Origin of the sequence: Asticcacaulis sp., assembly GCF_051956075.1 — a bacterium.
Lineage (GTDB): Bacteria > Pseudomonadota > Alphaproteobacteria > Caulobacterales > Caulobacteraceae > Asticcacaulis.
This window is the reverse complement of record NZ_JBQCGA010000026.1, coordinates 38,326-65,135: the sequence shown is the minus strand read 5'-3', so window position 1 is coordinate 65,135 and position 26,810 is coordinate 38,326. Positions and strand designations below refer to the sequence as shown.

The 26,810-nt window shown below is 61.4% G+C and carries 24 protein-coding genes; 8 read left to right on the top strand and 16 right to left on the bottom strand.

The features are described from left to right. Positions 1-17: 17 nt before the first annotated feature. On the bottom strand, positions 18-1,685 hold the full coding sequence (locus ACTHLA_RS06720; RefSeq protein ID WP_440186489.1) for a lysine--tRNA ligase: 1,668 nt from the start codon (positions 1,683-1,685) through the stop codon (positions 18-20). A 157-nt stretch (positions 1,686-1,842) separates the two neighbouring features. On the opposite strand from ACTHLA_RS06720, the gene ACTHLA_RS06715 reads away from it, so the two are divergent. From ACTHLA_RS06715 to ACTHLA_RS06700, 4 genes are all read left to right on the top strand, one after another. After that, positions 1,843-2,322 carry a carboxymuconolactone decarboxylase family protein gene (locus ACTHLA_RS06715; RefSeq protein ID WP_440186487.1) on the top strand — a complete coding sequence of 160 codons (480 nt, stop codon included), beginning with the start codon at positions 1,843-1,845 and terminating at the stop codon, positions 2,320-2,322. A 49-nt stretch (positions 2,323-2,371) separates the two neighbouring features. Then, complete coding sequence (locus ACTHLA_RS06710; protein ID WP_440186485.1) at positions 2,372-2,869, top strand: RrF2 family transcriptional regulator; 498 nt, start codon at positions 2,372-2,374, stop codon at positions 2,867-2,869. A 124-nt stretch (positions 2,870-2,993) separates the two neighbouring features. Next, complete coding sequence (locus ACTHLA_RS06705) at positions 2,994-3,404, top strand: MerR family transcriptional regulator (protein WP_440186483.1); 411 nt, start codon at positions 2,994-2,996, stop codon at positions 3,402-3,404. A 22-nt stretch (positions 3,405-3,426) separates the two neighbouring features. Continuing rightward, a complete protein-coding gene (locus ACTHLA_RS06700; RefSeq protein ID WP_440186481.1) occupies positions 3,427-5,217 on the top strand; it encodes an acyl-CoA dehydrogenase C-terminal domain-containing protein in 1,791 nt (596 codons plus the stop codon). Between the two features lie 205 nt (positions 5,218-5,422). On the opposite strand, the gene ACTHLA_RS06695 is transcribed toward ACTHLA_RS06700, so the two are convergent. Continuing rightward, on the bottom strand, positions 5,423-5,905 hold the full coding sequence (locus ACTHLA_RS06695) for a peroxiredoxin (protein ID WP_440186479.1): 483 nt from the start codon (positions 5,903-5,905) through the stop codon (positions 5,423-5,425). Between the two features lie 103 nt (positions 5,906-6,008). On the opposite strand from ACTHLA_RS06695, the gene ACTHLA_RS06690 reads away from it, so the two are divergent. After that, on the top strand, positions 6,009-6,647 hold the full coding sequence (locus tag ACTHLA_RS06690) for a YqgE/AlgH family protein (RefSeq protein WP_440186477.1): 639 nt from the start codon (positions 6,009-6,011) through the stop codon (positions 6,645-6,647). Here ACTHLA_RS06690 and ACTHLA_RS06685 read toward each other — a convergent pair. The 10 genes from ACTHLA_RS06685 to coxB all read right to left on the bottom strand — a co-directional run bounded on the left by ACTHLA_RS06685 (position 6,644) and on the right by coxB (position 16,433). Further along, on the bottom strand, positions 6,644-8,443 hold the full coding sequence (locus tag ACTHLA_RS06685) for a putative bifunctional diguanylate cyclase/phosphodiesterase (protein WP_440186475.1): 1,800 nt from the start codon (positions 8,441-8,443) through the stop codon (positions 6,644-6,646). The genes ACTHLA_RS06690 and ACTHLA_RS06685 overlap by 4 nt on opposite strands. A 103-nt stretch (positions 8,444-8,546) precedes the next feature. Continuing rightward, positions 8,547-9,803 (bottom strand): M16 family metallopeptidase, encoded by a 1,257-nt coding sequence (locus ACTHLA_RS06680; RefSeq protein WP_440186473.1) that lies wholly within the window; start codon positions 9,801-9,803, stop codon positions 8,547-8,549. Beyond that, complete coding sequence (locus ACTHLA_RS06675) at positions 9,800-10,519, bottom strand: SURF1 family protein (RefSeq protein WP_440186471.1); 720 nt, start codon at positions 10,517-10,519, stop codon at positions 9,800-9,802. Before ACTHLA_RS06675 ends, ACTHLA_RS06680 begins: the two co-directional genes overlap by 4 nt. A 1-nt stretch (position 10,520) precedes the next feature. Then, positions 10,521-10,886, bottom strand: coding sequence for a DUF983 domain-containing protein (locus tag ACTHLA_RS06670; protein WP_440186469.1), 366 nt, complete (start codon positions 10,884-10,886; stop codon positions 10,521-10,523). Then, positions 10,886-11,761, bottom strand: coding sequence for a cytochrome c oxidase subunit 3 (locus tag ACTHLA_RS06665; RefSeq protein ID WP_440186467.1), 876 nt, complete (start codon positions 11,759-11,761; stop codon positions 10,886-10,888). Before ACTHLA_RS06665 ends, ACTHLA_RS06670 begins: the two co-directional genes overlap by 1 nt. Before the next feature lie 139 nt (positions 11,762-11,900). After that, positions 11,901-12,437, bottom strand: coding sequence for a cytochrome c oxidase assembly protein (locus tag ACTHLA_RS06660; RefSeq protein WP_440186465.1), 537 nt, complete (start codon positions 12,435-12,437; stop codon positions 11,901-11,903). Positions 12,438-12,442: 5 nt separating this feature from the next. Then, positions 12,443-12,628 carry a hypothetical protein gene (locus tag ACTHLA_RS06655; protein ID WP_440186463.1) on the bottom strand — a complete coding sequence of 62 codons (186 nt, stop codon included), beginning with the start codon at positions 12,626-12,628 and terminating at the stop codon, positions 12,443-12,445. Continuing rightward, positions 12,625-13,620, bottom strand: coding sequence for a heme o synthase (cyoE, locus tag ACTHLA_RS06650; RefSeq protein ID WP_440186531.1), 996 nt, complete (start codon positions 13,618-13,620; stop codon positions 12,625-12,627). The genes ACTHLA_RS06655 and cyoE overlap by 4 nt, the downstream gene beginning before the upstream one ends. A 129-nt stretch (positions 13,621-13,749) precedes the next feature. Next, positions 13,750-15,441 carry a cytochrome c oxidase subunit I gene (ctaD, locus tag ACTHLA_RS06645; RefSeq protein WP_440186461.1) on the bottom strand — a complete coding sequence of 564 codons (1,692 nt, stop codon included), beginning with the start codon at positions 15,439-15,441 and terminating at the stop codon, positions 13,750-13,752. Between the two features lie 23 nt (positions 15,442-15,464). After that, entirely contained in the window at positions 15,465-16,433 is a 969-nt protein-coding gene (gene coxB, locus ACTHLA_RS06640) for a cytochrome c oxidase subunit II (protein WP_440186459.1), read from the bottom strand. Between the two features lie 383 nt (positions 16,434-16,816). Between coxB and ACTHLA_RS06635 the strand changes: the two genes are divergently transcribed. Together ACTHLA_RS06635 and ACTHLA_RS06630 are read left to right on the top strand one after the other, a co-directional pair. After that, complete coding sequence (locus ACTHLA_RS06635) at positions 16,817-18,259, top strand: TldD/PmbA family protein (RefSeq protein ID WP_440186457.1); 1,443 nt, start codon at positions 16,817-16,819, stop codon at positions 18,257-18,259. A 210-nt stretch (positions 18,260-18,469) separates the two neighbouring features. Continuing rightward, positions 18,470-20,503, top strand: coding sequence for a TonB-dependent receptor plug domain-containing protein (locus ACTHLA_RS06630; protein ID WP_440186455.1), 2,034 nt, complete (start codon positions 18,470-18,472; stop codon positions 20,501-20,503). A 9-nt stretch (positions 20,504-20,512) separates the two neighbouring features. Here the strand turns inward: ACTHLA_RS06630 and ACTHLA_RS06625 are convergent, their stop codons facing one another. From ACTHLA_RS06625 to ACTHLA_RS06615, 3 genes are all read right to left on the bottom strand, one after another. Next, the gene (locus tag ACTHLA_RS06625; RefSeq protein ID WP_440186453.1) at positions 20,513-22,405 is read right to left on the bottom strand and encodes a peptide MFS transporter; all 1,893 of its coding nucleotides are present in this window, start codon (positions 22,403-22,405) and stop codon (positions 20,513-20,515) included. Positions 22,406-22,509: 104 nt separating this feature from the next. Beyond that, positions 22,510-23,880, bottom strand: a complete 1,371-nt coding sequence (locus tag ACTHLA_RS06620; RefSeq protein WP_440186451.1) for a glutamate--cysteine ligase — start codon at positions 23,878-23,880, stop codon at positions 22,510-22,512. A gap of 103 nt (positions 23,881-23,983) precedes the next feature. Further along, on the bottom strand, positions 23,984-24,727 hold the full coding sequence (locus tag ACTHLA_RS06615; protein ID WP_440186449.1) for a 16S rRNA (uracil(1498)-N(3))-methyltransferase: 744 nt from the start codon (positions 24,725-24,727) through the stop codon (positions 23,984-23,986). Positions 24,728-24,818: 91 nt separating this feature from the next. Here ACTHLA_RS06615 and ACTHLA_RS06610 point away from each other — a divergent pair, with 91 nt between their 5' ends. After that, positions 24,819-25,817 (top strand): calcium/sodium antiporter, encoded by a 999-nt coding sequence (locus tag ACTHLA_RS06610; protein WP_440186447.1) that lies wholly within the window; start codon positions 24,819-24,821, stop codon positions 25,815-25,817. Here ACTHLA_RS06610 and ACTHLA_RS06605 read toward each other — a convergent pair. Then, positions 25,795-26,718 (bottom strand): alpha/beta hydrolase fold domain-containing protein, encoded by a 924-nt coding sequence (locus ACTHLA_RS06605; protein WP_440186445.1) that lies wholly within the window; start codon positions 26,716-26,718, stop codon positions 25,795-25,797. The two genes, ACTHLA_RS06610 and ACTHLA_RS06605, sit on opposite strands and share 23 nt — an antisense overlap. Between the last annotated feature and the right edge of the window lie 92 nt (positions 26,719-26,810).

Sequence of the window (26,810 nt, the reverse complement as noted above, 5' to 3'; positions counted from 1 at the left end):
CCCCCAACCCCGCTCGTTTACGCAGCCAGTTCGCCTGCCAAAGCCTGCTCGATCAGCGCAATTGTCCGTTCGATCCCGAAAATCGCCACGAATGAGCCGAAGCGCGGCCCTTGGGATTGGCCCAGCAGGACTTCATATAGGGCTTGAAACCACGCGCGCAAAGGCTCGAATTCATGCGCTTTTCCGACCTCGAAGACGATGTTCTGCAAGGCTTCGGCGTCGCGCGTGTCGGCTGGTAAATCCCTGAACCGCGCCGCCAGATCGCTCATCGCGGCGCGCTCCCTGTCATCCGGCAACCGGAAGGTTTTGGCCGGGCGGACAAAGTCCTCGAAATAGTTGAGCGCATAACCGGCCAGGCGGTCCAGCACCGGCTCGGACTCCGGCGTCGCGCCTGGAATATAGGCGCGCAGGAAGCCCCACAACGTCTCCTTGTCCGCCGCATTGGCCGCCGACACGAGATTCAGCATCAGGCCGAAGGTCACCGGCGGCGACTTCGGCGGCTCCTGTCCGCGCAGCACGAACCACACAGGGTTTTCGATGCGCTTGTCCAGTTCCTGCTTCGGGAAGGCGTCAAGCTGCTGGAAAAACTCATCCGTCGCGCGCGGAATGACGTCGAAATACAGCTTCTTGGCCGATTTCGGCGACTGGAACATGTAATAGGCCAGGCTTTCCGGCGCGCCGTAACGCAGCCAGTCCTCCATCGTCAGGCCATTACCCTTAGATTTGGAGATTTTTTGGCCGTTTTCGTCCAAAAACAGCTCGTAATTGAAACCCTCCGGCGGCGTTCCACCCAGCACGCGGCAGACCTGCGACGACACCTTGACCGAGTCGATCAGATCCTTGCCCGCCATCTCGTAATCGACGCCCAGCGCCGCCCAGCGCATCGCCCAATCGGGCTTCCACTGCATCTTGACGTGGCCGCCCGTGATCGGAACCTCAAAGCGCTCGCCATTTTCCTCGAACACGATCGTGCCCTTGGCGATGTTGCGTTCCAGAGTCGGAACCTGCAAAACGTGACCGGTCTTCGGCGAGATCGGCAGGAAGGGCGAATAGGTCGAGCGCCGGTCCGGCCCCAGGGTCGGCAGCATGATCTTTTGAATGTCGTCGAAGCGCTCCAGCGCGACCAGCAGGGTCTGATCGAACATGCCGCTCTTGTAGCAGTCGGTCGAAGACAGGAACTCGTAGGTGAAGCCGAAACTGTCCAGAAAGGCTTTCAAACGCGCATTGTTGTGCTGACCGAAGGACGGATGTTCGCCGAACGGATCGCGCACCACGGTCAGGGGCTTATACAGGTCTTCGCGCAGAATCTCCGGATTGGGGATGCCGTCCGGCACCTTGCGCAGACCGTCCATATCGTCGGAGAAGCAGATCAGCCGCGTTGCCCACGCGCCGTTAGTCATCGCTTCAAACGCCTGCCGCACCATGCTGGTGCGCGCCACCTCGCCGAAGGTGCCGATATGCGGCAGACCCGAAGGGCCGTAGCCGGTCTCGAAAATCACCGCGCGGTCCAGACCCTCGAACGCCTTGAGCGCCTCGTCTGTCTTGCCCGCCTCGATCAGGCTCAACGCCTGTTTCTGCGCCTCATGCCCTGTTACGCGCGATTTGACCAGGCGGGCGATCAAAGCGCGAGCCTGTTCAAACGGCCATGCGCGGCCTGCGTAAGCGAGGGTGGCGAGAGCGGTCATGAAGTGGGTCCAAACCTTTGTAAAACAATCGGAGCGCACCCATTAAGACCCATGCGCGCCGGGGTCAAGCGACCCCTGCCTTGACGATGCGCCATTTTACGGATATTTATTATCCTTGAGGATATTTTATATCCGCATTTAGGCAAAGGAGATCGTTATGAGTCAGCGCATCAATTACATTCAGCAAACCCCGGAGCTGTTTCGCAAATATCAGGAATTTTCCGCCGCCATCCGCATAAGCTCACTGGGCGATGCGCTGATTGATCTCGTGCAGATCAGGGCTTCGCAACTGAACGGCTGCGCCTTCTGCCTCGACATGCACGTCAAGGAGGCGAAAATCCACGGCGAGCGCGAACTGCGTCTGCATCATGTCGCCATCTGGCGGGAGTCGAAGCTGTTTTCCGAGCGCGAACGCGCCGCGCTTTTGTGGACCGAAGCCCTGACGCGCCTGCCCACCGAGGGCGTGAACGACGATCTGTTCGATAAGGCGCGCGCGCATTTCTCCGATAAGGAACTGTCCGAGCTGAGCTTCGCCATCATGGCCATCAATGGCTGGAACCGCCTGTCCATCGGATTTGCCGCCGAGCCGGGATCGGCGGACGCCGCTTACGGTCTGGACCGGGCTGGCTTGAATTGAGTTTAAAAGCTTGCCACCGTCGGCGCGATCGCAACACAGGATCGCGCCGATGATTCTCAAGAACCAGGTCGAATGGGCCCTGCACTGCTGCGCCGTGCTGGCGGGACTGCCGCCGGAGCGCTATCTGGCGACCAAGACGCTGGCGGAGTTTCATGGCGTGCCCAAGGAATATCTGTCCAAGGCGCTGCAAGCCCTGTCTCAGGCTAAGATCGTGACCAGCACGCTCGGTCCCAGCGGCGGCTACCGGCTGGCGCGCGCCGCCGCCGACATCACCTTTCTCGACATTGTCGAAGCGGTTGAAGGCAAACGCTCGACCTTCGCCTGCACCGAAATCCGCCGTAACGCACCCTGTCATTCAGATTCTGGCCAGCCAAGGCCGGAGTGTGAAAAAGGCCCCTGTGCTGTCGCGAGAATAATGTGGAGCGCGGATGAGGCGTGGCGCGCATCCTTACGCGCTGTGCGGCTATCGGACTTGGCCGAGCATCTGTTCAAAGACCCCGGCCCGGAGGCGCTGCAACGCAATCTCGACTGGCTGCTGGCGCAATAGGCGAAACACGCAAACGAAACACCTTTTCCGACGCGGACACAAACAGGTTGACCTAGGGTTAGATTGGCCATAAGCTTTACGTTGACGTTAATGTCAACATTTGCCATAACCAATGACAAGAGCCATGGAAACGCCGCACCCCAAAGATCTGCACCGGACCTATTCGATTCGTCAGCTCTCCAAAGAGTTCGACGTGACAGCCCGCGCCTTGCGCTTTTATGAGGACAAGGGCCTGATTCACCCGGAACGCAAGGGTCAGACCCGAATTTACAGCCCGCGCGACCGGGCGCGCCTGCAACTGATCCTGCGCGGCAAACGCCTTGGCTTTTCGCTGGTCGAGATTCACGAAATCCTCGACCTCTACACCCCAAAGGATCACGGCGTGGCGCAGATGCGCGCCACCCTAGTCAAGTACCGCAACCAGATCGAGACTCTGAAACGGCAGCGTGAGGACATCGACGCCGCCATCAAGGACATGCAGGACGGCTGCGTGTGGCTTGAAACCCAGATCGACGAGCTGGAGGCCCAATCCTAAACGCCACACAGGGATTTAAGCGATGACCTACAAGGCCCCCGTCCGCGATTACGGCTTCCTGATCAAGGACGTCTTCAACACCGATCAGTATCATAATGTGCCGGGCTTCGCGGACGCCGACTCCGACACGGTCATGGCCATTCTTGAAGAAGCCGCCAAATTCACCGAAGAGGTGGTGGCGCCGATCAACATCACCGGCGACAAGGAAGGCTGTACGCTCAATCCTGAAACCCACGAAGTCACCGCGCCGAAAGGGTATAAAGAGGCCTACAAGGCGCTGACCGAGGCGGGCTGGACCGCCCTCTCCTCTGACCCGCAATATGGCGGTCAGGGTTTGCCGCACTTCGTCAACACCGCCTTTTCCGAAATGCTGTCGGGCGCCTCGTCGGCCTTCGGCATGTATCCGGGCCTGACCGAAGGCGCGATCTCGGCCCTGACCGCGGGCGGCACGGACGAGCAGAAGGCGCTCTATCTGCCCAAGCTGATCTCCGGCGAGTGGTCGGGCACCATGAACCTGACCGAGCCGCATTGCGGCACCGATCTCGGCCTTTTGCGCACGAAGGCGGTCAAGGCCGAGGACGGCAGCTATCGCATCACCGGCCAGAAGATCTGGATTTCGGCGGGCGAACACGACTTCACCAGCAATATCTGCCATCTGGTGCTGGCCCGCCTCGAAGGCGCGCCCGCGGGCGTCAAGGGCATTTCGCTGTTCCTCGTGCCGAAATTCCTGCCCGACGCCGACGGCAATCCGGGCGAGCGCAATTCCCTGCAATGCGCCGGGCTTGAGCACAAGATGGGCATTCACGGCAATTCGACCTGCGTGATGGTCTATGAGGACGCCAAGGGCTTCCTTCTGGGTCAGGAAAACGAAGGCCTGAAAATCATGTTCTACATGATGAACGCCGCCCGTTACGGCGTCGGTCTGCAAGGTCTGGCCATCGGCCACGCCGCCTATGAAGCCGCCGCCGCCTTCGCCAAGGACCGCTTGCAGGGCCGCGCCCTCACCGGCCCGAAATCGCCGGACAAGCCCGCTGACTCGATTCTCGTCCACCCCGATGTGCGCCGCATGCTGCTGGAAAGCCGCGCCCTGATCGAAGGCGGCCGCGCCTTCCTGGTCTGGGGCGCGCTGCAGGCCGACTTCCAGCATCACGCAGAGGATGAAAAGGCGCGTGAAAAGGCCAGCGATTATATGGGCCTGCTCACCCCCGTGCTCAAAGCCTACCTGACCGAAAAGGGCTTCAAGATCACCTCCGACGCCATGCAGGTCCACGGCGGATCCGGCTTCACCGAACACTTCCCGGCCTCTCAGTACATGCGCGACGTGCGCATCACCCTGATCTATGAGGGCACCAACGGCGTGCAGGCGCTCGACCTCGTCGGCCGTAAACTGCCGTCCAAGGGCGGTCGCGCGCTGCAAACCTTCTTCGCCGAGATCGACGCCTATATCGCCGCCGAAGAAGCCGACTCCAAAACGCCGCAGTACATCGCCGCGCTGAAAACCACTAAGACCAAGCTGATGGACGGGACCATGTGGCTGATGCAAAACGGCATGGGCAATCCCGACAATGCCGCCGCCGGTTCGCTCGACTATCTGTGCCTGTTCGGCCTGACCTGCATGAGCTATATGTGGGCCATGATGGCCAAGGCCGCGCAGACCGCCATCGACAACGGCTCGGACGATCCGTTCTACGCGACCAAGCTCAAGGTCGGTCGCGTCTTCTTAGAGCGCATCCTGCCCGAAGCCGACGCCCACCTCGCCAAGATGAAAGGCGGCGCCGAGGCGCTGATGTCGCTGGAGGATGAGCTGTTTTAAGGGGTTAAGGCCAGGAGGCATCGCCTCCTGGACCTCGTAACCGGTTCGAGCAGACCCATTGAGGTTTATGCTTGTCCCTTACAAACAAAAATCCCGACCCCTTGGGGCCGGGATTTTTGTTTGTCTGGAATACGCACAGCCCCTAACAGGTTCGCACGATCCCGTTGCGGGGTGCAGGGGACAATGTCCCCTGCGTCTTAACCCTTTAAAGCTGCTCCAGCACATACTCCGCCGACGACACCTTGAATTCGCCGGGGCCTTCGACGAACAACTGGTCGATCTTACCGTTCTTGATGACGGCGGCGTAGCGTTGCGAGCGCTTGCCCATGCCGAAGCCCGAGCCGTCGAGGGTCAGGCCCATGGCCTCGGCGAAGGCGCCATTGCCGTCAGCCAGCATGACGACTTCGTCAGCGATGCCCTGGTCCTTGGCCCAGGCCTTCATGACGAAATAGTCGTTGACCGAGGTGCAGGCGACGGTATCGACGCCCTTGGCCTTGAAGTCGCCAGCGTGGTCTTTGAAGCCCGGCAGGTGGCGCGCCGAACAGGTCGGGGTGAAGGCGCCCGGCACGGCGAACAGCACAACGGTCTTATCCGCGAAAAAGTCTTTGGACGGTGTGGCCTTCGGACCGTCTTCTTCGACGACGGTGAGGGTCAGGTCGGGAATGGTATCGCCGGAATTGAGGGACATGGCGCGCTCCTTGAATGATAACCGTGGCCTGTATAGCGGCGGCGGCGCTCAGGCCCAAGAGACAATCGCGACAAGCGCGTAAGGATATGATAGGTTTCTTGGGATGAAACCGCCCCGTATAGCCAAAGATACGGCGTCCGAGCCGCCGCATGAGTCCTATCAGGGCCATCTGCTGATCGCCATGCCGGGACTGAACGCGCCGCCGTTCGACCACAGCGTCATCTATCTGTGCCAGCACGACGCCGAACACGCCATGGGGCTGATCCTCAACCAGCCCATTCGCGGCCTGCGTCTGGAGCGCATCTTAGAAGAACTGGGGCTGCGCAACGAAGACGCGGCGACGGGCGGCGTGCCGGTGTTCAACGGCGGCCCGGTGCAGAGCGATCGCGGCTTCGTGTTGCACAGCCTCGATTACCAGTTGGACGACATTACTGTTGATCTCGGCGGACCGCCCATCCGCACCCGCGGCGGCGCGGCGCGCGGTCTGGGCCTGACGATTTCGCGCGACATCCTGCTCGATATGGCGGGCGGGGCCGGGCCGGAACACGCGCTGATCGCGCTGGGCTACGCCGGTTGGGGGCCGGGACAGTTGGAAGAGGAGATCGCGCAAAACGCCTGGCTGGTGGCGCCGGCCTCGCAGGCCCTGATCTTTGTGGACGAACCCGAACAGCTATGGACGGCGGCGGTGGCCAGTCTTGGCGTCACGCCCGGTCATTTGTCGGGCGCGGCGGGGACAGCCTAAACGACGGCCTGCGCCAGCGACGCGGCCAGAAACTGCTCGGCGTCCGGCGCTTTAAGCGCCTTGGCGAAGCCATAGCCCTGTCCCAGACCGCAGCCCAGATCGTGCAGGCGCTTCGCCAGGGCCATATCCTCAACGCCCTCTGCCACCACATCGAGGCCGAGATCGTAACCGAGACGCAGGATCGAACGGACGATCTTTTCCGACGATTCCTCTCGGCTCAGGGTCGAGACGAACGAGCGGTCGATCTTGAGCGTATCGAACGGCAATTTGGCCAGATAGCTGAGCGATGAAAAACCGGTGCCGAAATCGTCGAGCGCAATCCCGGCGCCCGCGTCGCGCAGCGCCTCCAGCACCCGCGCTGAGGCGACCGGATCGCGCATCACGTCGCTTTCGGTCACTTCCAGCTTGAGCGCCTTGTTCGGAAGGTCATGTTCGCGGATCAGCCGCGACACGTCCTCGATCAGATGCAGGCGTTCGATTTCCGGCGCCGACAGGTTGACGCTGATGAAAAAGTCGTCCGGCAGGCGATAGTCGCGGAACCAGCGCGCCATCAGGCGCACCGTCGTATTCATAATAATGGCCCCAAGATCGGTCATCATGCCCAGATCGCGCGTCGCGGTCAGGAAATGATCGGGCGGGATAATCCCGCGCTTCGGGTGCGCCCAGCGCGCCAGCGCCTCGAACCCGGCGATGACGCCCGTTTCGAGATTGACGATTGGCTGATACCAGGCGTGGATCTCGCCGCTGACGAAGGCCTTGCGCAAGTCCGATTCGATCGCCAGGCGCGTCAGTCCGTCGCTTTCCAGATCGCGCTTATAGGCGGCGACGCCGCCTGCGCCTTTCGACTGGGCGGCGTCAACCGCCATTTCGGCGCGGCGCAGAAGCTCGCCGCTGTCCAGCGCCGCCTCGCCGCCCTCAACGGAAACGGCGCCCATGGAAAAGGTCGGATGAATATCGAACCCGGCGACGTTGAGCATGCGCTCCATCGCCTGCCGCATCCGCTCGGAGACACGCGGAAAGCCGCGATGCGTCAGGACGGCGAACTCATCCTCGCCCAGTCGCGCCAGCACCGTATGATCAGCCGGTGGAAAGGCGTCGCGCAGGCGCTGTCCCAGCATGGTCAACACGCGGTCGGCGCGCTCATGGCCCAGCGCCTCATTGAGCCTGCGGAACCGGTTGAGATCGCCGACGACCAGATCGAAATCGCCGGGACGGCTTAACGCGGTTTGCGCCGCTTTCAGAAAGCCCTGGCGACTGTGCAGTCCCGTCAGCAGGTCCGTGTGAACATCGTGCAGATTGGCGTCGGCGCCGCCGTCAAGCCGGACGTCGCGGCTCAGATCGGTGAGCGTGCCCATGGCCAGGGCGCGACTCGTGCGCCGCCCTTTGAGATACAGACAGCGCTGGTCCTTGAGACGCAGCAGGCATTGCACCTGACCAATGCCCGCGCCGTCTCCCGGCAAGTCGGCGGCGGTCAGAACGTCGAGCGTGTGCAGCGCCGCTTCAAGCCGGTCAACCTCGCCCGTCTCCAGAAGCGGGGCCAGATCCTGCGGCGACAAGCGCCCCTGCAGCGAGGTCAGGCCAAGAGCGGCGGCGTCGCCATGAAATTCAAACCGACCGAGCGGCGCGTCATAAACCCAGATCAGACAATCGGCGGCGGCGGCGGCGGCCAGCAGGTCGCAGACCTCCAGCTTTTCGCTTCCCAGCTTTGTCGTCGCCATCGTCGCCTCATGCGTCATGTCAGGGCGGACCGCCGCCAAAGCGGAGCGACGCCAGCCAAACAAACCGTAATCCGCCATCAGCTTACCCAAACGTCATCATCAAGCAACAGGCTTGTCTTAACCTTAACAGGTTAATTTTGCTTGTGATCATCCGATAGTATATTGCAGCGCACAGATAAATTTACGCGGCCAAAATCATGGATTTCGGTCCCAGGCAGGCGCTGGCGTACATGCCCTGCCCGATAATGTTTTCGCCCATGCGAACAAGATCGTCGCGTGTCACGCTGGCGATTTCGGCGGCGACCTCATCGAGACTCAGGATGCGTCCAAAGACCGACAGATGGCTGGCGAACGTGCTGGCGCGGCTGGCGGCGTTTTCATGGTTCAGGAACAGGGAGGTTTGAAACTGCGCCTTGGCGCGCGCCAGTTCATCCTCGGACGGAGCGCGCGCCAATTGCGCCAGAACCTCCAGAATCAAAGCCTGCAAGGCCGCGGCGTCGCCGGGCGCGCAACCCGCATAGACGCCGAACACGCCGCCGTCGCGATAGGGCGTCGCCCACGAATCGACCGCATAGGCCAAACCGCGCTTTTCCCGCGCCTCCTGAAAGAGACGCGACGCCATGCCGCCGCCGAGAATTTCACTGAACAGGCGCAAGGGGATAATATCCGCGTCCATCCGCCCTACGCCTTGAAAGGCCAATGTCAGATTGGCCTGTTCGATGCGGCGACGCTGAACCGCCCGTCCCGCAGCAAAGGTCATGGCGGCGGGCGCGCCGAAACCGGTTTGCGGCGCGACCGGCTCGATACGCCCCTTGGCCGCACGCAGCACGTCCTCCGCCGTCACGCCGCCCGACACGCAGATCACCACGCGATGCGGCGCGTACAGCGTCTCCGCAAAAGCGCGCACCGCTTCCGGCTGCGCCGGCTTCAGGCTGGCCTTGCTGCCCAGAATCGGGCGGCCAAGCGCCTGATCGGGAAACATCGCCCCTTGCAACAGATCGAAGACATGATCGTCGGGCGCATCATAGGCTTCGAGAATCTCCTGCTCGATGACCTTCTTCTCGCGTTGCAGTTCATCCTTGTCGAGCGTCGGTCGGAACATCAGGTCGGTGACGACTTCAAGCGCCAGCGGCATAAGCTGCGTCAACCCCCTCACCTCAAAGCGCGTATGCTCATAGCCGGTCGAGGCGTTGATACTGCCGCCCTCATGCTCGATGGCTTCGGCCAAGGCGCGCGCGTCGCGACCGCCCGCGCCCTTGAACACCATATGCTCCAGCAGATGCGCCCAACCCGACTGCGCTTCGGTCTCAAAGCGCGCGCCGCCATAGACCAGCGCATTCAGCGCAAAGGTGCGCAGGCCGGGAACAGGATCGACCAGCAGGCGCAGACCATTGTCGAATTGGAAAAGGCTTTGCCCTTCCAGCAGGGAGGCGGTCATGCGGCGTTGGCGGCCTTGTTCTGTTGCGCCCGCTGATAAACGAAGCTGATAAAGACGCCGATCAGCGCCCAGGCCAGCCCAAACCAGGTCAGGGCGTATTCAAAATGTCGATTGCGCAGCGGCGCGGTCAGCGGCCCCTGCGTCAGCCCCGTCATATGGGCTTTTGACGCCTCGAGATCAAGCACGAGGAAATAATCGCCGCGCATAGGCGTTCCCAACGCCTTGCCCATATCGTTGGCCGAACGCCAGTACCAATCCTTGTCGGCAGGTCGATTGACCGGCGTGAAGGCATTGCCCTTTTCGAAGGGACGCAGACGTCCCACCGGCGTCAGGACCGTATTGGGCAGAGGCGTTTTATCGGTCATGAAGCCCAGATCGGTCAGCATGGCGCCGTTTGGCAGGGGACATGGGGTCAGGACGCGATAGCCCGGCGTTCCATCCATTTCAGAGTGCATGTAAATCAGACGGTCATTACGGATCGAACAATCCGGCAACCGCGCAGAGCGCCAGTCCGGTTTCTTTTCCTTCAGCAAATCCATGACGGGCACAGGCGGCATGGCTTCACTGCGCGCCATGTCGGCGATGAGACCTTCCTTCCAGCGCAGCCGGTAAAGCTGCCAGACGCCAAGGCCGTTCAACAGGACAAAACAGATGGCGACGCTGATCGCCATGCCAAGCGGCGCGGCGCGCGCCCAGTCGGACAGGCTGAGTCTCATATCAGTCCTTCACGCGGTGCCGCAGTTGCGACGCGACCATCAATGCCTTGAGCGGCTGCATCAGCAATAGGCTGACAATAATCGCGAAGGCGGGCCAGATCAGCAGGTGCGTGGCAATCGGCCAATCCGGGAACATGAAAAACGTGGTCAGCAGACCGGCGCAAGCCAGAAAACCGGCAATGAGGATAACGAAGACGACAGGGCCGTCGCCAGCCTCCGCCGCTTTGAAATTCGTTCCGCAAACTGTACAGACGTCCGCAACCTTGAGCCAAGAGCTGAACAATTTTCCCTTGCCGCAGACCGGACACTTGCCGAGCGCGGCTGCCGCGAACTTAACCTCGACAACCGCGTTCGGATCGTCGGCCATCAGTGCGCGCCGCCAAAAATCACATAGATAAAGGCGAACAGGAACAGCCAGACCACATCGACGAAGTGCCAGTACCAGGCGGCGGCTTCGAAGCCGAAGTGCTTTTTCGGCGTGAAGTCCCCGGCCAGAAGGCGAATCAGGCAGACGATCAGGAAGATGGTGCCGATGATGACGTGGAAGCCATGGAAGCCGGTCGCCATGAAGAAGCTGGAGCCGTAAAGCCCCGCATTGCCCGCTTCTTCGGAGAAGAACAGATGTTCGCGGATAATTTCGCTGTATTCGGTCGCCTGCACGGCGGTGAAGCACAGACCCAGCAGAATGGTCAGCAGCAGTCCCCACTTGGCGCCGTTGCGGTCGCCCTGCTGCAGCGCATGGTGCGCCCAGGTCACGGTCGTGCCGGAGGTCAGCAGCAGCAAGGTATTGACCAGCGGCAACTGCCACGGGTCCAGCGTCTCGACGCCCTTGGGCGGCCAGGTTGACCAGGCGGTCTTGACCTCGTCGATCGCCTCGGCGGCGCCGGAGCGATGGCCATGAAACAGCGCCATTTCAAAGAAGATCCAGAACCAGGCGACAAAGAACATCACTTCGGAGGCGATGAACATGATCATGCCGTAACGCAGACCAAGTTGCACGACCGGCGTATGGTCGCCTTTATGGCTTTCCTTGATAACGTCGCGCCACCAGAACACCATGGTCAGCAGGATGCCGACAATGCCGACAGCGAACAGCCACCATGTGCCCTTGGGCTCGCCAAACAGACCGCGCAGGCCCATCACCAGGCCGAGCGCCCAGCAGACGGCCGAGGCCGACCCCATCAGGGGCCAGGGGCTGGGATTGATGATGTGATAATCGTGTTTAACGCCTTGATGGGCCATCCTAGAGTCCACTCACTGTCTGGGCCGCTCTTGAGTCGCGGCTGATTATCAATATTGGGCAGAACCGATAACGGATTTATGCCAAGTTTTTGTACGCAGCACAATGCGAACGCTGTTCCGTTCGCGGTGTTTTTCAACCCTATTTCGTCTTGTCGAGTTGGAAGAAGGTGTAGGACAGGGTGACATCCGGCACATCCTTGGTGTCGCTGTCCTTCATGAGGCGGGGATCAAGGAAATAGACCACCGGAAACTGCTTGGTTTCGCCCGGTTGCAGGGTCTGATCGGTGAAGCAGAAACATTGCAGCTTCAGGACATAGTCGTGCATGGTGTCGGGCAGGACATTATAGGTCGCGCGCCCGGTGATCGGCGTCTTGGCGTTGTTGGTGACGGTGAAATAGGCCATGGCCGTCTTACCGACGCGCACGTCCTGATAGGGCTGGTCAGCCTTGAAGGTCCAGGGGATCGCGCTGGTGTTCGAGTCGAAATGCACGCGAATCACCTTGTTCACGACAGTTTTCGGAGCTTCCTTGGCCCGGTTCTGCGCGCCGGTCTGTATGGCGAGTGGACAGAAAAGGCGATAGAGCGGCGGCGCCGCCGCGACCGCGCCGCACATAAACAAAAACGCCCCGACCAGAATCAGAACCAGCTTGGCGTGGCTACGTTTTTGCGTCGCCATGATCTTTACGACTCCGCCGACGCGGATGCTGCGATGTCGGCATTATCGTGTTTGAGCCCCTGCGCCATGCGCGACATCGACACGAAGAAGACGATGATAACAAAGGCCGCCAGCGCCAGGCCGATGAACAGATTGCGTTGCTTTTGCGCCTTGAGATAGGCCAGCTTGTCCTCTGGAGAAGCTTCGGTCATGAAAAAAGCCCCTTGATCGCATGTTCGGCCAGCAAGGTGGCGAACAGCAAGGTCAGATACAGTATCGAAAACGCGAACAGATTGCGGGCGGCCAGAGCTTCTTTTTTAACGTCATAAAGCCCCGCCTCGCCACCTTCGGGATGGTCGCCCGCCCGCGACAAAAAGACGCGGACGGCCAGGTAGATGAAGATCGCGCCGCCCAGCACAGAGACGACGGCATAGGCGATTCCGCCGAGGTCGAACGCAATCGGCAAACAGGCGACCGGCGCCATGACCAGCGAATAGAGCAGGATTTGCAGCCGCGTCGATCTGGCGCCCCTGACCACCGGCATCATGGGGATGCCCGCATTGGCGTAGTCTTCGGTTGTGTAAAGGGCCAGCGCCCAGCTATGCGGCGGCGTCCACAGGAAGATGATCGCGAACAGCACCCAGGCTTCGAGCGGCGCATGCCCCGTCGCCGCCGCCCAGCCGATCACCGGCGGAAAGGCGCCCGCCGCCCCGCCTATGACGATATTCTGCGGCGTACGTCGCTTCAGGATCAGGGTGTATAAGACAACATAATAGAGGATGGTCAGGGCCAGCAAGGCCGCCGCCAGCCCGTTCGGAAAAGCCAGCCACATCACCGCCACCGACAGAAAAGCCAGCACGCCGCCAAAGGCGAAGGCGTCGTTGCGGCTGACGCGCCCCGCCGCCACGGGCCGCAGGCGCGTGCGACGCATCAGAGCGTCGGTCTTGCCTTCGATCGCCATATTGAGCGCGCCCGCCGCACCGGCGCCGAGCGCGATGCACAGGATGGCGATAAAGGCGAGAAAGGGCGAAATCCCGCCGCCGCCCGAAACTTGCGGCGCGACCACCAGTCCGGTCAGAGCGGTGAAGACGACCAGCGACATGACGCGCGGCTTCAACAGGTCGAAATAGTCGCGCGGCGTCCCGCGCGACGCCTTGGCGGCGTAGGCGGCTTCAAGCCCGGCCTTGAGTTCGGCCTGGGTCATGCCGCCTTGCGCGGCGATCTTGTCGGATTTGGAAGGGATGCGGGTCAAATCAGGTCTTTTTGAAAAAGCAAAAGGGGTGAAGATCATACAACCTTCACCCCCGCGCGTCTGCGTCAGGTTACGCAGATTTTAGTGATGCTCTTCCTCTTCTTCAAGCACCGGAAGTTCGGAGAACTGGTGATAGGGCGGCGGCGAGGACAGGGTCCATTCCAGCGTCGTGGCGCCCTCGCCCCACGGATTGGCCTCGCCCTTGCGGCGGACGATCAGGGCCTCAGCGAACATGACGAGGAAGACCAGCACGCCGACAGCGGTAAGCACGTAGCCGATCGACGAAATATGGTTCCAGAAGGTGAAGCCTTCGGGATAGTCGATATAACGACGCGGCATGCCTTGCAGGCCAAGGAAGTGCTGCGGGAAGAAGATCAGATTCACGCCGACGAACATGATCCAGAAGTGCAGCCCCCCGAGGAAGCCATTGTACTTCACGCCGTACATCTTCTCGAACCAGTAGTAGAAACCGGCGAAAATCGAGAACACCGCGCCCAGCGACAGCACGTAGTGGAAGTGGGCGACGACGTAATAGGTGTCCTGCAGGCTGTAATCGACGGCGGCGTTCGACAACACGACGCCGGTGACTCCGCCGACCGTGAACAGGAAGATGAAGCCGATCGCCCACAGCATAGGCACCTTGAACTCGATCGAGCCGCCCCACATGGTCGCGATCCATGAGAAGACCTTGACCCCCGTCGGCACGGCGATGACCATGGTGGCCATCACGAAATAGGCGCGCAGGTCGAAGCTGAGACCCACTGTGTACATATGGTGCGCCCACACGATGAAGCCGACGAAGCCAATGGCCACCATGGCGTAGGCCATGGCCAGATAACCGAAGACCGGCTTTTTCGAGAAGGTCGAGACGATGTGCGAGATGATGCCGAAGCCCGGCAGGATGAGAATATAGACTTCCGGGTGGCCGAAGAACCAGAACAGGTGCTGGAACATGACCGGGTCGCCGCCGCCGGACGGATCGAAGAAGTGGGTATGGAACTCACGGTCGGTCAACAGCATGGTGATGGCGCCCGCCAGCACCGGCAGCGACAAAAGCAGCAGGAAGGCGGTGACCAGAACCGACCAGGCGAACAATGGCATACGGTGCAGGGTCATGCCCGGCGCGCGCATATTGAAGATGGTGGTGATGAAGTTGATCGCGCCCAGGATCGACGAGGCCCCGGCCAGGTGGAAGGACAGGATGACCAGATCCATCGCCGGTCCCGGCGAGCCGACCGTGCTCGACATCGGCGGATACATGGTCCAGCCGCCGGCGAATCCGTTCTGTCCCGCGCCCGGACCGGACTGGGTGAAGATCGAGGTGCACAGCACGATGAAGGAGGCGACCAGCAGCCAGAACGAGATGTTGTTCAGACGCGGAAAGGCCATATCGGGCGAGCCGATCATAATCGGCACGAACCAGTTGCCGAAACCGCCGATCATGGCGGGCATGACCATGAAGAAGATCATGATGACGGCGTGCGCGGTCACCACCGAATTATAGGCGTGCTTGGCGTTGTCGGGATTGTCGAGATTGAACAGGCCGATGGAGTCGAGCAGCGAACCGTGCGCGAACACCTGCAGGCCCGGCTCGGCCAGTTCCCATCGGATCAGACCCGAAAAGGCGCCGCCGATAAGACCGGCCATGATGGCGAACAGCAGATAGAGGGTGCCGATATCCTTGTGGTTGGTGGTGAAAACCCAACGCGCGAGGAAACCGGGCTTGTGGTCGTGATCATCATGATGATCGTGCGTTACAGCAGGGGACGACATGGTTGTTTCTCTCTGTACTGTTCTTATTTCGAGGCTTCGGCCGAGGCCGGGGCGCCGGAAGACGATGCCGAATCAGAAGCGGCTGCGCTGGATACGGCGGCGGCGGACGCGGCGGCGGCCTGAGACGCGGCGGCGCTGGCGGCAGCGTCAGCGGCGATCATCGCCTTGGTCTTGCCGCCCTGACTGACGATGTATTTGTCGAAGTCTTCCTGTGACACGACCTTGACCTCGATCGGCATGAAGGCGTGGTCCTTGCCGCACAGTTCCGAACATTGGCCATAATAGGTGCCGATCTTGGTCGCCTTGAACCAGGTGTTGTTCAGACGGCCCGGAATGGCGTCCATCTTGAAGCCGAAGGCCGGAACGGTAAAGGAATGGATCACGTCGGCGCCGGTCACTTCGACATGCACGACCTTATTGACCGGCACGACCAGCGGATTGTCGACCTCAAGCAGGTACGGAATGTGTTTGGCGTGGGCGGTCTTGATGTCCTTGGCGTCGTCCAGCAGACGCGATTCGACGTCCTCGACGCCCTGTTCCGGGTAGTCATAGGTCCAGAACCACTGATTGCCCGTGGCCTTCACCACCACATCGGGCGAAGGCATATTGTTATAATCGCGCAACAGACTGAGCGAATAGACGGCGATCACGACCAGAATGGCGACCGGCACAGCGGTCCAGATGATCTCGATGACCGTGTTGTGCGAAAAGCGCGCCGGAACCGGATTGGCCCGCTTATTGTAGCGGATCATGATCCAGATTAGCAGACCCGCGACCAGCAGACAGATGCCGGTGATAATCGGAAACAGAAGATGGTTGTAGAAGTCCTCCGTCTCGACCTTGAGCTGGGTCGCCGCAGGTTGCCATCCCATCGCCTTGTCGGTGGGCTGCCCCATCAAATCCTCAGCGAACGCCTGCGCCGAAATAGCTCCGACCACGCTTGCCGTGGCCAGAGCGCCTGCAGCGGTCGTGAATAGCCTTCTAATGCCCATTCGCAAAACCCTCGTTTCGTTGACCGAACGGCGCCATCGCCCCCTGCGGCCTTATTATTACTGTATTGCTGGCTGCCCCTGTCGCCATGCGCGTCGCGCATAGACCGGGACATTATGTCCTACCCTAGGCCTCAACCCATAATGCCTTCGCCGCAAAATGCAAAGGGCAAAAACGCCGGTATTTAACGGCGGGCAAGGCTGCCGCCGCAAGCGTGCGCAATGGCTTGGGAGCGCCGCCTTCCAAGCAGACGCGCGTGATGCGGTTTATTGTCGCAGGCGCCCACAGAGGATTCGCGACGGGATGAATTTCGATTCGGCTATGGCTATCGCCGTCCGCACAGCCTACATAAAGACTTTCCCTGTTCGTCTTATGATAAAACGCCATGCCTGACGCCTCTCATCCCGCCGCCAACGCCTCGCCCTCCGACTGGGGCGATTTCGACCTCCATGCCGCGCAAGGCGTGCTGGACGACGCGCTGAGCGGGGCCGACGATGGCGAAATCTATCTGGAGCGACGCGAATCGGAATCGCTCTTTTTCGATGACGGACGTTTGAAGTCCTCGGCCTACAACGCCGATCAGGGATTTGGCCTGCGCGTGGTGGCGGGCGAGACCATCGGCTTCGCCAATTCCGCCGATATGACGGTCGCGGCGGTGCAACGCGCCGCTGAGGCTGCGGTGCTGGCCAAGAGCGGGAAAAGCGTCTCCGCCACGATCAGCGATAACCCGGCGCGCAGCAATCACAGCTATTATCACCCGCGCGATCCGGTGGGCGAAATGGCCTTTTCCGACAAGATTGCGCTGCTGCAGGCCATTGATCAGTATGCGCGCGACCTGCACCCCGGCGTGGTTCAGGTTTCGGCCTCGCTGGCCGCCGACCGCCGCTTCGTCACGATCTTACGCGCAGGCGGCGAAATGTATCACGACGACCGGCCGCTGGTGCGGCTGAACGTGTCCGTGTCGGTTGAAAAGGATGGTCGGCGCGAAACTGCTTCCGCAGGCGGCGGCGGACGCATTTCCTGGCTCGACATCACCTCTCCGGAAAAATGGCGGGCGCAGGTCGATGAGGCGTTACGTCAGGCTCTGGTCAATCTTGACTCCATAGCGGCGCCTGCCGGTGAGATGGATGTGGTGCTTGGCCCCGGCTGGCCGGGCGTGCTGCTGCACGAAGCGGTCGGACATGGCCTCGAAGGCGATTTCAACCGTAAGGGAACCTCCGCCTTTTCCGGCAAGATGGGACGCCAGGTCGCCGCCAAGGGCGTGACCATCGTCGATGACGGCACCGTGCCGGATGCGCGCGGCTCGCTCAATATTGACGACGAAGGCACGGCGACCTCCTGCACGACCCTGATCGAAGATGGCGTGCTGGTCGGCTATATGCACGACCGTTTGTCGGCGCGGCAGATGGGCGCCAAAGCGACCGGCAATGGGCGGCGCCAATCCTATGCGCACCAGCCCCTGCCCCGCATGACCAACACCTTTATGCGCGGCGGTTCTGACAAGCTGGCCGACATGATCGCCAATACGAAGCGCGGCCTCTACGCCGTCAATTTCGGCGGCGGTCAGGTCGACATCACCAATGGCAAGTTCGTCTTTCAATGCACCGAAGCCTACCTGATCGAAGATGGCAAGATCGGCAAGGCGGTCAAGGGCGCCAGCCTGATCGGCGACGGCCCCGCCGCCATGCGCCAGGTCGATATGATCGGCGATGACTTCCGCTTCGATCCCGGCGTCGGCACCTGCGGTAAGGCGGGCCAGAGCGTGCCCGTGGGCATAGGTCAGCCCTCCTTGCGCATTCGCGGCCTGACCGTCGGCGGAACCGGCTGATCAGGTTAAATATTTGTCATTAAGACTTGCGATCAAGGCGCTAATTCATCGCGTAATGATCTGATTTATGACGCAAATTTTGGCAAAGGCTGCGAACGTGAAATGATTTCCTCTGAAATCGTTACAGCCATTTAACTTGTCCCAAGGCGACGCGCTCCTATTGCTGACCCCGGTATTTTTCGTTGCGACTCGCCGGGGACATTCATCATTATGCGCCATAGCCTGCGCCTTCTCACCACCACCGCCGCGGTGACGCTCGCCGTTCTGGGCATCGGTCTGCCAGCCTATGCCGATGGCGCCGCCGCAGCCACAACCGTTAGCAGCAGCAGCGGCGGTCAGGTCGTCAGCTACAAGCCTGCCTATTTTGCCCAATATCAGGTCGCCACCGCCTTCGACATGGTGTTGCATGTGCCGGGCTTCGTCTTTGACGGCGGCGAAAGCGCGCGCGGCTTTTCCGGCACGGCGGGCAATGTGGTGATCGACGGTCAGCGCCCGACCACCAAGGCCGATCTCGGCAACACCCTGTCCAATATCAACGCCGATCAGGTCGATCATCTTGAGCTGATCACCGGCGGCGCGCCGGGCATGGACATGCACGGCCATCGTCAGATCGTCAACATCGTGCGCAAGAAGGACGCCAAGCCGAATTTTTCCGTCCTCGGCATCGTCCGCAATATGGACGGCCGGACCAATGCCGGGGTGCTATTGTTCACCTTCAACGCCAATCGCGACGGGCGCAGCACCGACATCACGGCGGATATTTTCAACTTCTTCGACAACGGCGCCCAGAACGCCCGCCGCATCACGACCGACGCCAGCGGCGCGACGCCGATGGCAATTTACGAACATGCGGGCGGAACCGGGATCGAATCGCAGGCCTCGCATTCCGAGCCGCTGTTCGGCGGCAAGATCACCTTCAACGGCACCTACAATCCCAGCATCTATCGCCAGACCGCCGATTATGTTCAGGACGGCGACGCCGGGCACGAGCATTATATCGAGAAGGACATGCCCAGCGAGCTGGGCGGGCAGTATGAGCGCAAGTTCGGCCACGGCCTTGATCTGAACCTGAACCTGCTGCGGCGTTATGAGCGCGACAACATCATCGACTCCTATGTCGATTCCAGCGGCGCTTCCGATTACCTCGCGCTCAGCCGCAGCCGTGAGAATATCCTCAATGGTCGTCTGGGCTGGGAGAAAAGCGACCGCCTGAGCTTCGCCATCGGCGCCGAGAGCGCCTATAACCGGCTCGACCGCGCCACGACGATCACGCTCGACACCGGCGCGTTCGACGATGACGTGCGCGTTGAGGAAAACCGCACAGAGTCCTTCATCTCCAGCAGTTGGAAAGCGACGCGCAAGCTGAATTTTGAAGGCGAGATCAGGGTTGAGACCTCGACCATCTCCGTCCCCGCCGCCAATCGCTCCGACTCCTTCGTCTATGTCAAACCGCGCTTTCAGGCGGTTTACGCCCTGAGCGACAAGACCAAGCTGAGCTGGAAGACGATCCGGCAGGTCGATCAGCTCAGCTTCAGCAGTTTCGCCAATTCCGTTCAGTTGCAGACCAGCCATGTCACCCTCGGCAATACCGCTTTGGTGCCGCAAAAAGACTGGTTGAACACCTTGATTCTGGAGCATAATTTCTGGGACAAGGGCGCTGTCAGCCTCGCCTACGAGCACTATGATTACGAGGATACGTCCGACTTTATCGCGGTGTTCGACGGCGCTGACGTCTATACGGCCAGCGGCAATATCGGCAAGGCGCAGTCCGACGTGCTGCATGCGAAGCTGGACACGCCGCTCGATAAGCTGTTCGTGCCGCACGGCTCGCTCAGTCTGGAATATTATTACCGCAATACGCGCGTCAAAGATCCGATCACCGGCGACGAACGCCATATTTCCGGCGTTGAACCCCACGTCTATTCCGCCAGTTTCAGCCAGGAATTTCCGAAGTCTCACACCAGCTGGGGCGTCGATCTTGAGAGCAACAACAAGGACCGCAACTATCTGGCCAATGAGATCGACGATTCCTTCTTCAATCCCTGGAGCCAGGTCTGGTTCCAGTATGTGACGCCGAAGAAGGTCACGTTCAAGATTGCGGTCAAGAACCCGCTCGCCCTGCGTTATACGCAGGATCGTTGGGTCTATTCCGGCCTGCGCGGATCATCGCCTATCGCCTATACGCAGCACACCACGTCCAAGGTGCCGCCCATGCTGGAAATCCGGCTCAAGAAGGATTTTTAAGCCTTCGTCTCACACATTCTGGCCGCTGCCCGCCGCTTCAGGCGCCGAGTCATTGGCGCCGAACGACCAGCCCTTGATAAAGAAGCTAAGGGCGAACAGGGCAATGCCGAAGACGATCACTGCGACGCCGATCATGTTGAACACCGACAAAGAGGCGCGCAGACTCTCCGCCGGATCGACGACGTGGCCGCCGATGGTCAGGGCGCTCATGCTTTTGGTGATCAGACCGCCGAAATACTGCGCCCAGGCCGTGCCGACGAACCACAGCGCCATCATGGTCGAGACGGTCATGGCGGGCGACAGCTTGGTCTGCTGCGACAGGCCGACCGGCGACACGGTCATTTCGCCGATGGTCGTCATCAGATAGTTGAGCACCAGGAAGATCAGCGGCAACTGGAAGGCGGCGTTGGCCATCGGTCCGGCCCAGACCAGAACGAGGAAGCCGAGACCGGTGCTGACAATGCCGAAGGCGAACTTCTTGACCGGGTCGGGATCTTTGCCGCGCTTGCCGAGGAAGGCGAACAGCGCGGCGAAGATCGGCGCCAGGATCAGAATCCAGCCGGTATTGATGGTCTGGGTCTGCGCCGCCGTATAGGTCATGTCGATCCAGACATGGCCCGCAGGCAAGGCGCCGAGCGTCGTGAGCTGATCCTGCGACGCGAAGACGATCTCGCGACCGAAGACATGCCAGATCACCGGCGCCTTGAGAAGGTTCAGATCGACATTGCGATCTGCGAACAGGGCCAGAGCCGAGCCCGCCAGTTCCTCCAGCGTGAAAAAGACGATCGACGCGAAGCTCAAGATCAGCGCCAGCCCCGTGCGAAAACTCTCGGCGCGCGTGAACTTCGTCATCATGTGCCAGACGATGTAGCCGAGCATGGCGATGGACATCAGCAACAGGGCGTAAAACACGATCGTGTTCTTCTGCACCAGGACATAGATGACCCCAACGCCGATCAGGCTGACGAGATAGATCAGCCAGTCCTTGCGCACCACGCCGCCGACGCGCGCCGACAGGGCGTCCGGATCGGGCGCCTCGCCCTTGCCCATCAGCCACGACTTGCCGAGCAGAAAGCCGACGAGGCCCAGAGCCATGCCGACGCCCGCGGCGCCGAACCCGGCCCACCAGCCGACCGTCTCGCCCAGATAGCCGCAGATGATCGCCGCCCAGAACGAGCCGAGATTGATGCCGAAATAATAGAGCTGGAAGCCGGAATCGCGGCGTGGATCGCGGTCGGGATAGAGCTGGCCGACAATGGTGGAGACGTTCGGTTTGAGATAGCCGACGCCGAGAATGATTAGGGCCACCGACAGGAAGAAGGCGTCCTCGGCCCAAGGCGTCACGACATGGCGTTCCAGCTTATAGTTTCCGGCGGGCAGAACCTGCGGCAGGGCCGCCCCGTCCGGCAGGCCGGTAATGGCCAAATTCTCCTGCGCGTCGGCGCTGTAGGCGTAAAGGTGATCGCCGACCTTGAGCTTGGGCGCATCCATGCCCTGACGCACGAACTCATAGGTCTGACCGTGATAGATCAGGGTCTGTTGCGCGGGTTTGCCCTCGAACGCCATGCCGAAATGGCCCAGCACCAGCAGGACGGCGCCGAAAATCGCGGCGCGGCGTGTGCCCAGCCACCGGTCGGCCACTAGCCCGCCGACGAGCGGGATCAGATAGATCAGCGTCATGTAGGAGGCGTATTGCGCGCTGGCGTGGCTGTCGCTGAACAGGAAATGCTTGGTCAGGTAATAGATCAGCAGCCCGCGCATGCCGTAAAACGAAAAGCGCTCCCACATCTCGATAAAGAAGCAGGCGATCAATCCCTTGGGGTGATGGCGCATCTGCAGGAAGACCGGAATGGCCGTGCAGACCGTGATGAGAATACCGGCGATAAAGACGAGATTGAGCATACGGCCTCAGGACATGGCGTCAGCCATCGTTACGGAACGATGGTTGCGCTTTTAACGACATGCCTTGGTGTGGCAGGTCTTTCCCGGTTTGACAAGCCTGCGGCCTAGTAGGCTTCCTCGGCGTAGAGATGGCGCAGATCGCCCTGCCAGCGCCCGTGATAGAGCGCCAGCAGGCGCTCGGCGGGCGTCACGCCGCTGTCGGCGATCTCGAACAGTTCCGACAGATAACCGGTTTCATCGACCATGCCGCCGGACAGGCGGTTGCGGTTCCTCAGGCCCAGCTTGGCGATGTCGAGCATGTCGAGCGTCCAGTCGCGCACCGGACGCCCGGCGATCTCGCCCTTGAGCCCGGTCTTCGCCGCCATGCCGCGCAGGGTGTCATGATCGGCTTTCGACCAGCCTTTGACCAGTTCCCACGCCTGATCAAGCGCCACAGTGTCGTACAGCAGGCCGCCCCACAGCGCGGGCAAGGCGCACAGACGGCTCCAGGGGCCGCCGTCGGCGCCGCGCATTTCGAGGTATTTCTTCAGCCGCACCTCTGGAAACAGGGTCGTGAGATGATCGGCCCAGTCGTCCATGGTCGGCAATTCACCCGGCAGGGCGGGCAGCTCGCCTTTGAGAAACGCTTTGAAGTCCTGACCGGAAGCATCAATATAACCGGCATTTTCCGGCACATCGCGCTTGACGAAATACATGGGGACGTTCAGCGCGTAACGCGCATAGGCCTCGTATCCGAAGCCTTCGTCAAACACAAAACCCAGCATGCCGGTGCGGTCCGGGTCGGTGTCGGTCCAGACATTGGCGCGCGCCGACAAGAATCCGTTCGGTCGGCCTTCGGTGAACGGCGAATTGGCGAACAGCGCCGTGACCAACGGTTGCAGGGCCAGCGAGACGCGGAATTTCTTCACCATATCGGCTTCGGAGGCGTAATCGAGATTGGCCTGCACCGTGCAGGTGCGCAGCATCATGTCGAGGCCCAGCTCGCCCTTTTTCGGCATATAGGCGCGCATGATATTGTAGCGCCCCTTGGGCATGATGGGCGTTTCTTCGCGCGACCACAGAGGCGAAAAGCCCAGACCGATAAAGCCCAGCCCCAGTTCCGACGCGACGGCCTTGACCTCTTCGAGATGCTGGCCGGTTTCTGAACAGATGTCGTGAATCGTCGCCAGCGGCGCGCCGGACAATTCGAACTGGCCGCCCGGCTCCAATGTCACCGAGGCCCCATTGCGCGTCAGGGCGATCAGCTTGTCCTGCTCGTAATAGCCCTGCCAGCCAAAACGCATCAGCCCCTTGAGCATGGCTTCGATGCCATCGGGACCGGCATATTCCGGTCGGCGCAGATCGCTGAGACGGAAGGCGAATTTTTCATGCTCGGCGCCGATGCGCCAGTCTTCGCGCGGCTTTTCCCCGCTGGCGAAATAGCTGACGAGATCGTCCATTGTGCGGACCGGCTTCGCCTCAGTTACGACCGCCATACGCCCCTGCTCTTTCCTGCTCAACCCGTCGATGCGTCGCCTATATGGGCGGCGCCTGGCGCTCTGGCAAGCCGGGGCGCAATTTATATCATCGTCGGTTACATTAACGCCAGTCGCCAACCGCCGCCTGACACAAGGTCAGGGCCGCGATCGCCGCCGTATCGGCGCGCAGGATGCGCGGCCCCAGATTGACGGCGCGCACGTTTGGCAAGCTTCGCAAGGTAGCGCGCTCCGTTTCGTCAAAGCCGCCTTCCGGCCCGATCAGGACGGTTATCGGCGCGGTCGAATCCGCCAGGGCCTGCAACAGAGGCGGCGTGGCGCGCGCATGACCTTCATGCGTCGAATCTTCGTCGCCAAAAATGAGCGTTCCCGCCCCCGGCTGCGCCAGCCAGGCGTCCAGCTTCAGCGGCGGCAGGATGTCCGGAACGTCGAGCCGTTCGGTCTGCTCGGCGGCCTCGCGCGCTATGGCGGTCAGGCGCTCGACGCGGGTGTGATCGGCATTGCTGCGACGGGTAATCAACAGTTGAATCCGCGCCACGCCCAACTCAGTCGCCTTTTCGATGATGTATTCCAGCGCCGCACGTTTGATCAGCGCCACAGCCAGGGCCAGGTCGCCAGGCGCCGTTTGTTCGCGCGTACGCTCAACCAGTTCCAGCGTTACAGCCTTCTTGCCAGCGTCGGAGATCCGCGCGCGCCATTCGCCGTCGCGACCATTGAAGACGCACAGCTCGTCGCCGACGGCGCGGCGCATGACGCTCACCAGATAGCGACCCTGATCAGGATGAAGCGCCAGCTTTAGACCGGGCGCAAAGACAGGCGTGGTTTCAGCAATATACAGTCGGACCATGGTCAAGGTTTAGGCCTATGCCAGCATACGCTCAAGCCGGTTTTGCTGAGTTCCGTCATCGGAATGTGGTAAGGACGCTGAGGGGAATGTCATGCCGCAAATCGTCACAAGCCATATCGACCTGATCCGCCTCATTGGCGGCCTGCTGGCGCTATTCCTCGGCGGCGAAGCCCTGATACGTGGCGCGACGGCGCTGGCCGATAAGCTGGGTGTGCCCAAACTGGTCATCGGCGTCACCATCATCGGCTTCGGCACCTCACTGCCGGAACTGCTCGTCGCCCTGCAGGCCGGGAGCCAGGGCGCGCCCGACATAGCGCTCGGGAATATTATCGGCTCCAACATCGCCAATCTGCTGCTGATCCTGACCATGGGCGCGCTGATTCTTCCGGTGGCCAGTACGGCGCGCAATCTGCGTCGCGACGCGCTGGTCATGCTGCTGGCGACCGGCGGCCTGATCTGGTGCGCCTGGCGCGGCCAGGTCACGCGGCTGGATGGCGAAGTCCTGACCGGCGCGCTGATCCTCTATTTGCTGATCGTGCTGATCGGGGCCTCAAGGTCGAAAATCGTCGAAGCCGCCCCGATCGCGTCCCTGCCGATCCCGCGCGCCCTGCTCTATCTGCTGGCGGGCATGGCGGGGCTGATCCTTGGCGCCGATCAGCTTGTGATCGGCGCTACCAGTCTGGCGCGCCATCTCGGCGTCTCAGAGGCCGTGATCGGCTTGACCGTCGTCGCGCTGGGCACTTCGCTGCCGGAACTGACGGTTTCGGTGATCAGCGCTTTGCGCCGTCAAAATGAGGTGGCGCTCGGCAATGTCATCGGCTCTAACATTTTCAATATCCTCGGCATATTGGGCATCGCCGCCTGGGTGCGCCCGATGACCGTGGCGCCGCATTTTCTGCGCCTCGACCTGCCCTTGCTGGCAGGAGCGTCGCTGGTCGTCGTCGCGCTCGTGTTGCGCGGTAAGCCTCTGGGCCGCGTCTTCGCGCTGATCGGGCTTGCCACATACGCTCTTTACTGCGCCTGGATAACGCTGGGCGCCGACGCCATAACGGCTCAGATCGTCACCCTTATCGCAAATGTGCAGCGATAAAGGCGTCCACAGCGTCCGTATAGGCGCCAGGCAGGCCCAGATCGTGGTTGATCTGCATGTGCGTCAGCTCTTGCGGGACCACAGGCGCATCCTGACCTATCGCCTGAAGTTTAGCGGCGAAGGCATTTGACTGCCCGCAGGAATCGTCCGGTCGCTTCAGTGAGCAGACAAGTTGCATCGGAACGGCGTCGGGCTTGAGTTGCGCCGCTGGCGAGACGCTGGCCCAATAGGCGGGATCCTTGCCAAACGCATCGTCATAGAGTTTGGCATGCCGCTTGTTCATTACGCTGGCGACATCAAGCGCGGCGCTGTCCAGCACCACCGTGCCCCGCCAGGCATGACCGCCCGACGCCGTCACGCGCGACGGATCGGCGGACAAAAGCGCCGCCAGATGTGCGCCCGCAGAATGGCCCATCAGGATCAATTTGTCACCGTTTCCGCCCCATGCCGCCGCATGGTTTTCGACATAGGCGACAGCGGCGGCGACGTCCTTCGCCTGCTCGCTGACCGGCGTGGGCAGCAGGCGATAATTGACGCTGACCAGGATATAGCCCTTGGGCAACCAGAATTTCAGCTTGTTGTCGATCACGCCAGGGCTGGTCTTGTCGCCGAGCCGCCAGCCGCCGCCATGCACCATGACGAGGATCGGCGCTCCCTGAGCATGCGGCGGCATGAAGACGTCCAGCGCCTGCGCCGCATCCGCGCCATAGCTCAGGGTCAGGCGCCGCGCGCCGGGAAGGATCGTCGCCGGATCGGTTTCGGGCTGGACGGACTTTGCCTTCATGCGGTCGATAAAACGGTCGCGCAGGGTTTGCGCATCTGCGGGCGCGCTGAGACTTGCGCACAGGATGGCGAGGCTGATCAGGCTTATTATGCGGAAAGAACCGGCTGTGATTTTCATGGACATCTCCCAAAGACAACAAAGCCGTCCGCAGAATACGACCCTGCGGACGGCCAAATTGCGGCGTTTGCGGCCTAAGGGGTTACAAGCCG

Coding starts and splice junctions, on each gene's coding strand:
- ACTHLA_RS06695 (WP_440186479.1), bottom strand. CDS start 5,905: ATGTCCCTCAATTCCGGCGATACCATTCCCGACCTGACCCTCACCGTC.
- ACTHLA_RS06685 (WP_440186475.1), bottom strand. CDS start 8,443: ATGGCGGATTACGGTTTGTTTGGCTGGCGTCGCTCCGCTTTGGCGGCG.
- ACTHLA_RS06615 (WP_440186449.1), bottom strand. CDS start 24,727: ATGGTCCGACTGTATATTGCTGAAACCACGCCTGTCTTTGCGCCCGGT.
- ctaD (WP_440186461.1), bottom strand. CDS start 15,441: ATGTCGTCCCCTGCTGTAACGCACGATCATCATGATGATCACGACCAC.
- ACTHLA_RS06710 (WP_440186485.1), top strand. CDS start 2,372: ATGATTCTCAAGAACCAGGTCGAATGGGCCCTGCACTGCTGCGCCGTG.
- ACTHLA_RS06675 (WP_440186471.1), bottom strand. CDS start 10,519: ATGAGACTCAGCCTGTCCGACTGGGCGCGCGCCGCGCCGCTTGGCATG.
- coxB (WP_440186459.1), bottom strand. CDS start 16,433: ATGGGCATTAGAAGGCTATTCACGACCGCTGCAGGCGCTCTGGCCACG.
- ACTHLA_RS06700 (WP_440186481.1), top strand. CDS start 3,427: ATGACCTACAAGGCCCCCGTCCGCGATTACGGCTTCCTGATCAAGGAC.
- ACTHLA_RS06660 (WP_440186465.1), bottom strand. CDS start 12,437: ATGGCGACGCAAAAACGTAGCCACGCCAAGCTGGTTCTGATTCTGGTC.
- ACTHLA_RS06720 (WP_440186489.1), bottom strand. CDS start 1,685: ATGACCGCTCTCGCCACCCTCGCTTACGCAGGCCGCGCATGGCCGTTT.
- ACTHLA_RS06705 (WP_440186483.1), top strand. CDS start 2,994: ATGGAAACGCCGCACCCCAAAGATCTGCACCGGACCTATTCGATTCGT.
- ACTHLA_RS06610 (WP_440186447.1), top strand. CDS start 24,819: ATGCCGCAAATCGTCACAAGCCATATCGACCTGATCCGCCTCATTGGC.
- cyoE (WP_440186531.1), bottom strand. CDS start 13,620: ATGACCCAGGCCGAACTCAAGGCCGGGCTTGAAGCCGCCTACGCCGCC.
- ACTHLA_RS06620 (WP_440186451.1), bottom strand. CDS start 23,880: ATGGCGGTCGTAACTGAGGCGAAGCCGGTCCGCACAATGGACGATCTC.
- ACTHLA_RS06680 (WP_440186473.1), bottom strand. CDS start 9,803: ATGACCGCCTCCCTGCTGGAAGGGCAAAGCCTTTTCCAATTCGACAAT.
- ACTHLA_RS06635 (WP_440186457.1), top strand. CDS start 16,817: ATGCCTGACGCCTCTCATCCCGCCGCCAACGCCTCGCCCTCCGACTGG.
- ACTHLA_RS06655 (WP_440186463.1), bottom strand. CDS start 12,628: ATGACCGAAGCTTCTCCAGAGGACAAGCTGGCCTATCTCAAGGCGCAA.
- ACTHLA_RS06715 (WP_440186487.1), top strand. CDS start 1,843: ATGAGTCAGCGCATCAATTACATTCAGCAAACCCCGGAGCTGTTTCGC.
- ACTHLA_RS06625 (WP_440186453.1), bottom strand. CDS start 22,405: ATGCTCAATCTCGTCTTTATCGCCGGTATTCTCATCACGGTCTGCACG.
- ACTHLA_RS06630 (WP_440186455.1), top strand. CDS start 18,470: ATGCGCCATAGCCTGCGCCTTCTCACCACCACCGCCGCGGTGACGCTC.
- ACTHLA_RS06605 (WP_440186445.1), bottom strand. CDS start 26,718: ATGAAAATCACAGCCGGTTCTTTCCGCATAATAAGCCTGATCAGCCTC.
- ACTHLA_RS06670 (WP_440186469.1), bottom strand. CDS start 10,886: ATGGCCGACGATCCGAACGCGGTTGTCGAGGTTAAGTTCGCGGCAGCC.
- ACTHLA_RS06665 (WP_440186467.1), bottom strand. CDS start 11,761: ATGGCCCATCAAGGCGTTAAACACGATTATCACATCATCAATCCCAGC.
- ACTHLA_RS06690 (WP_440186477.1), top strand. CDS start 6,009: ATGAAACCGCCCCGTATAGCCAAAGATACGGCGTCCGAGCCGCCGCAT.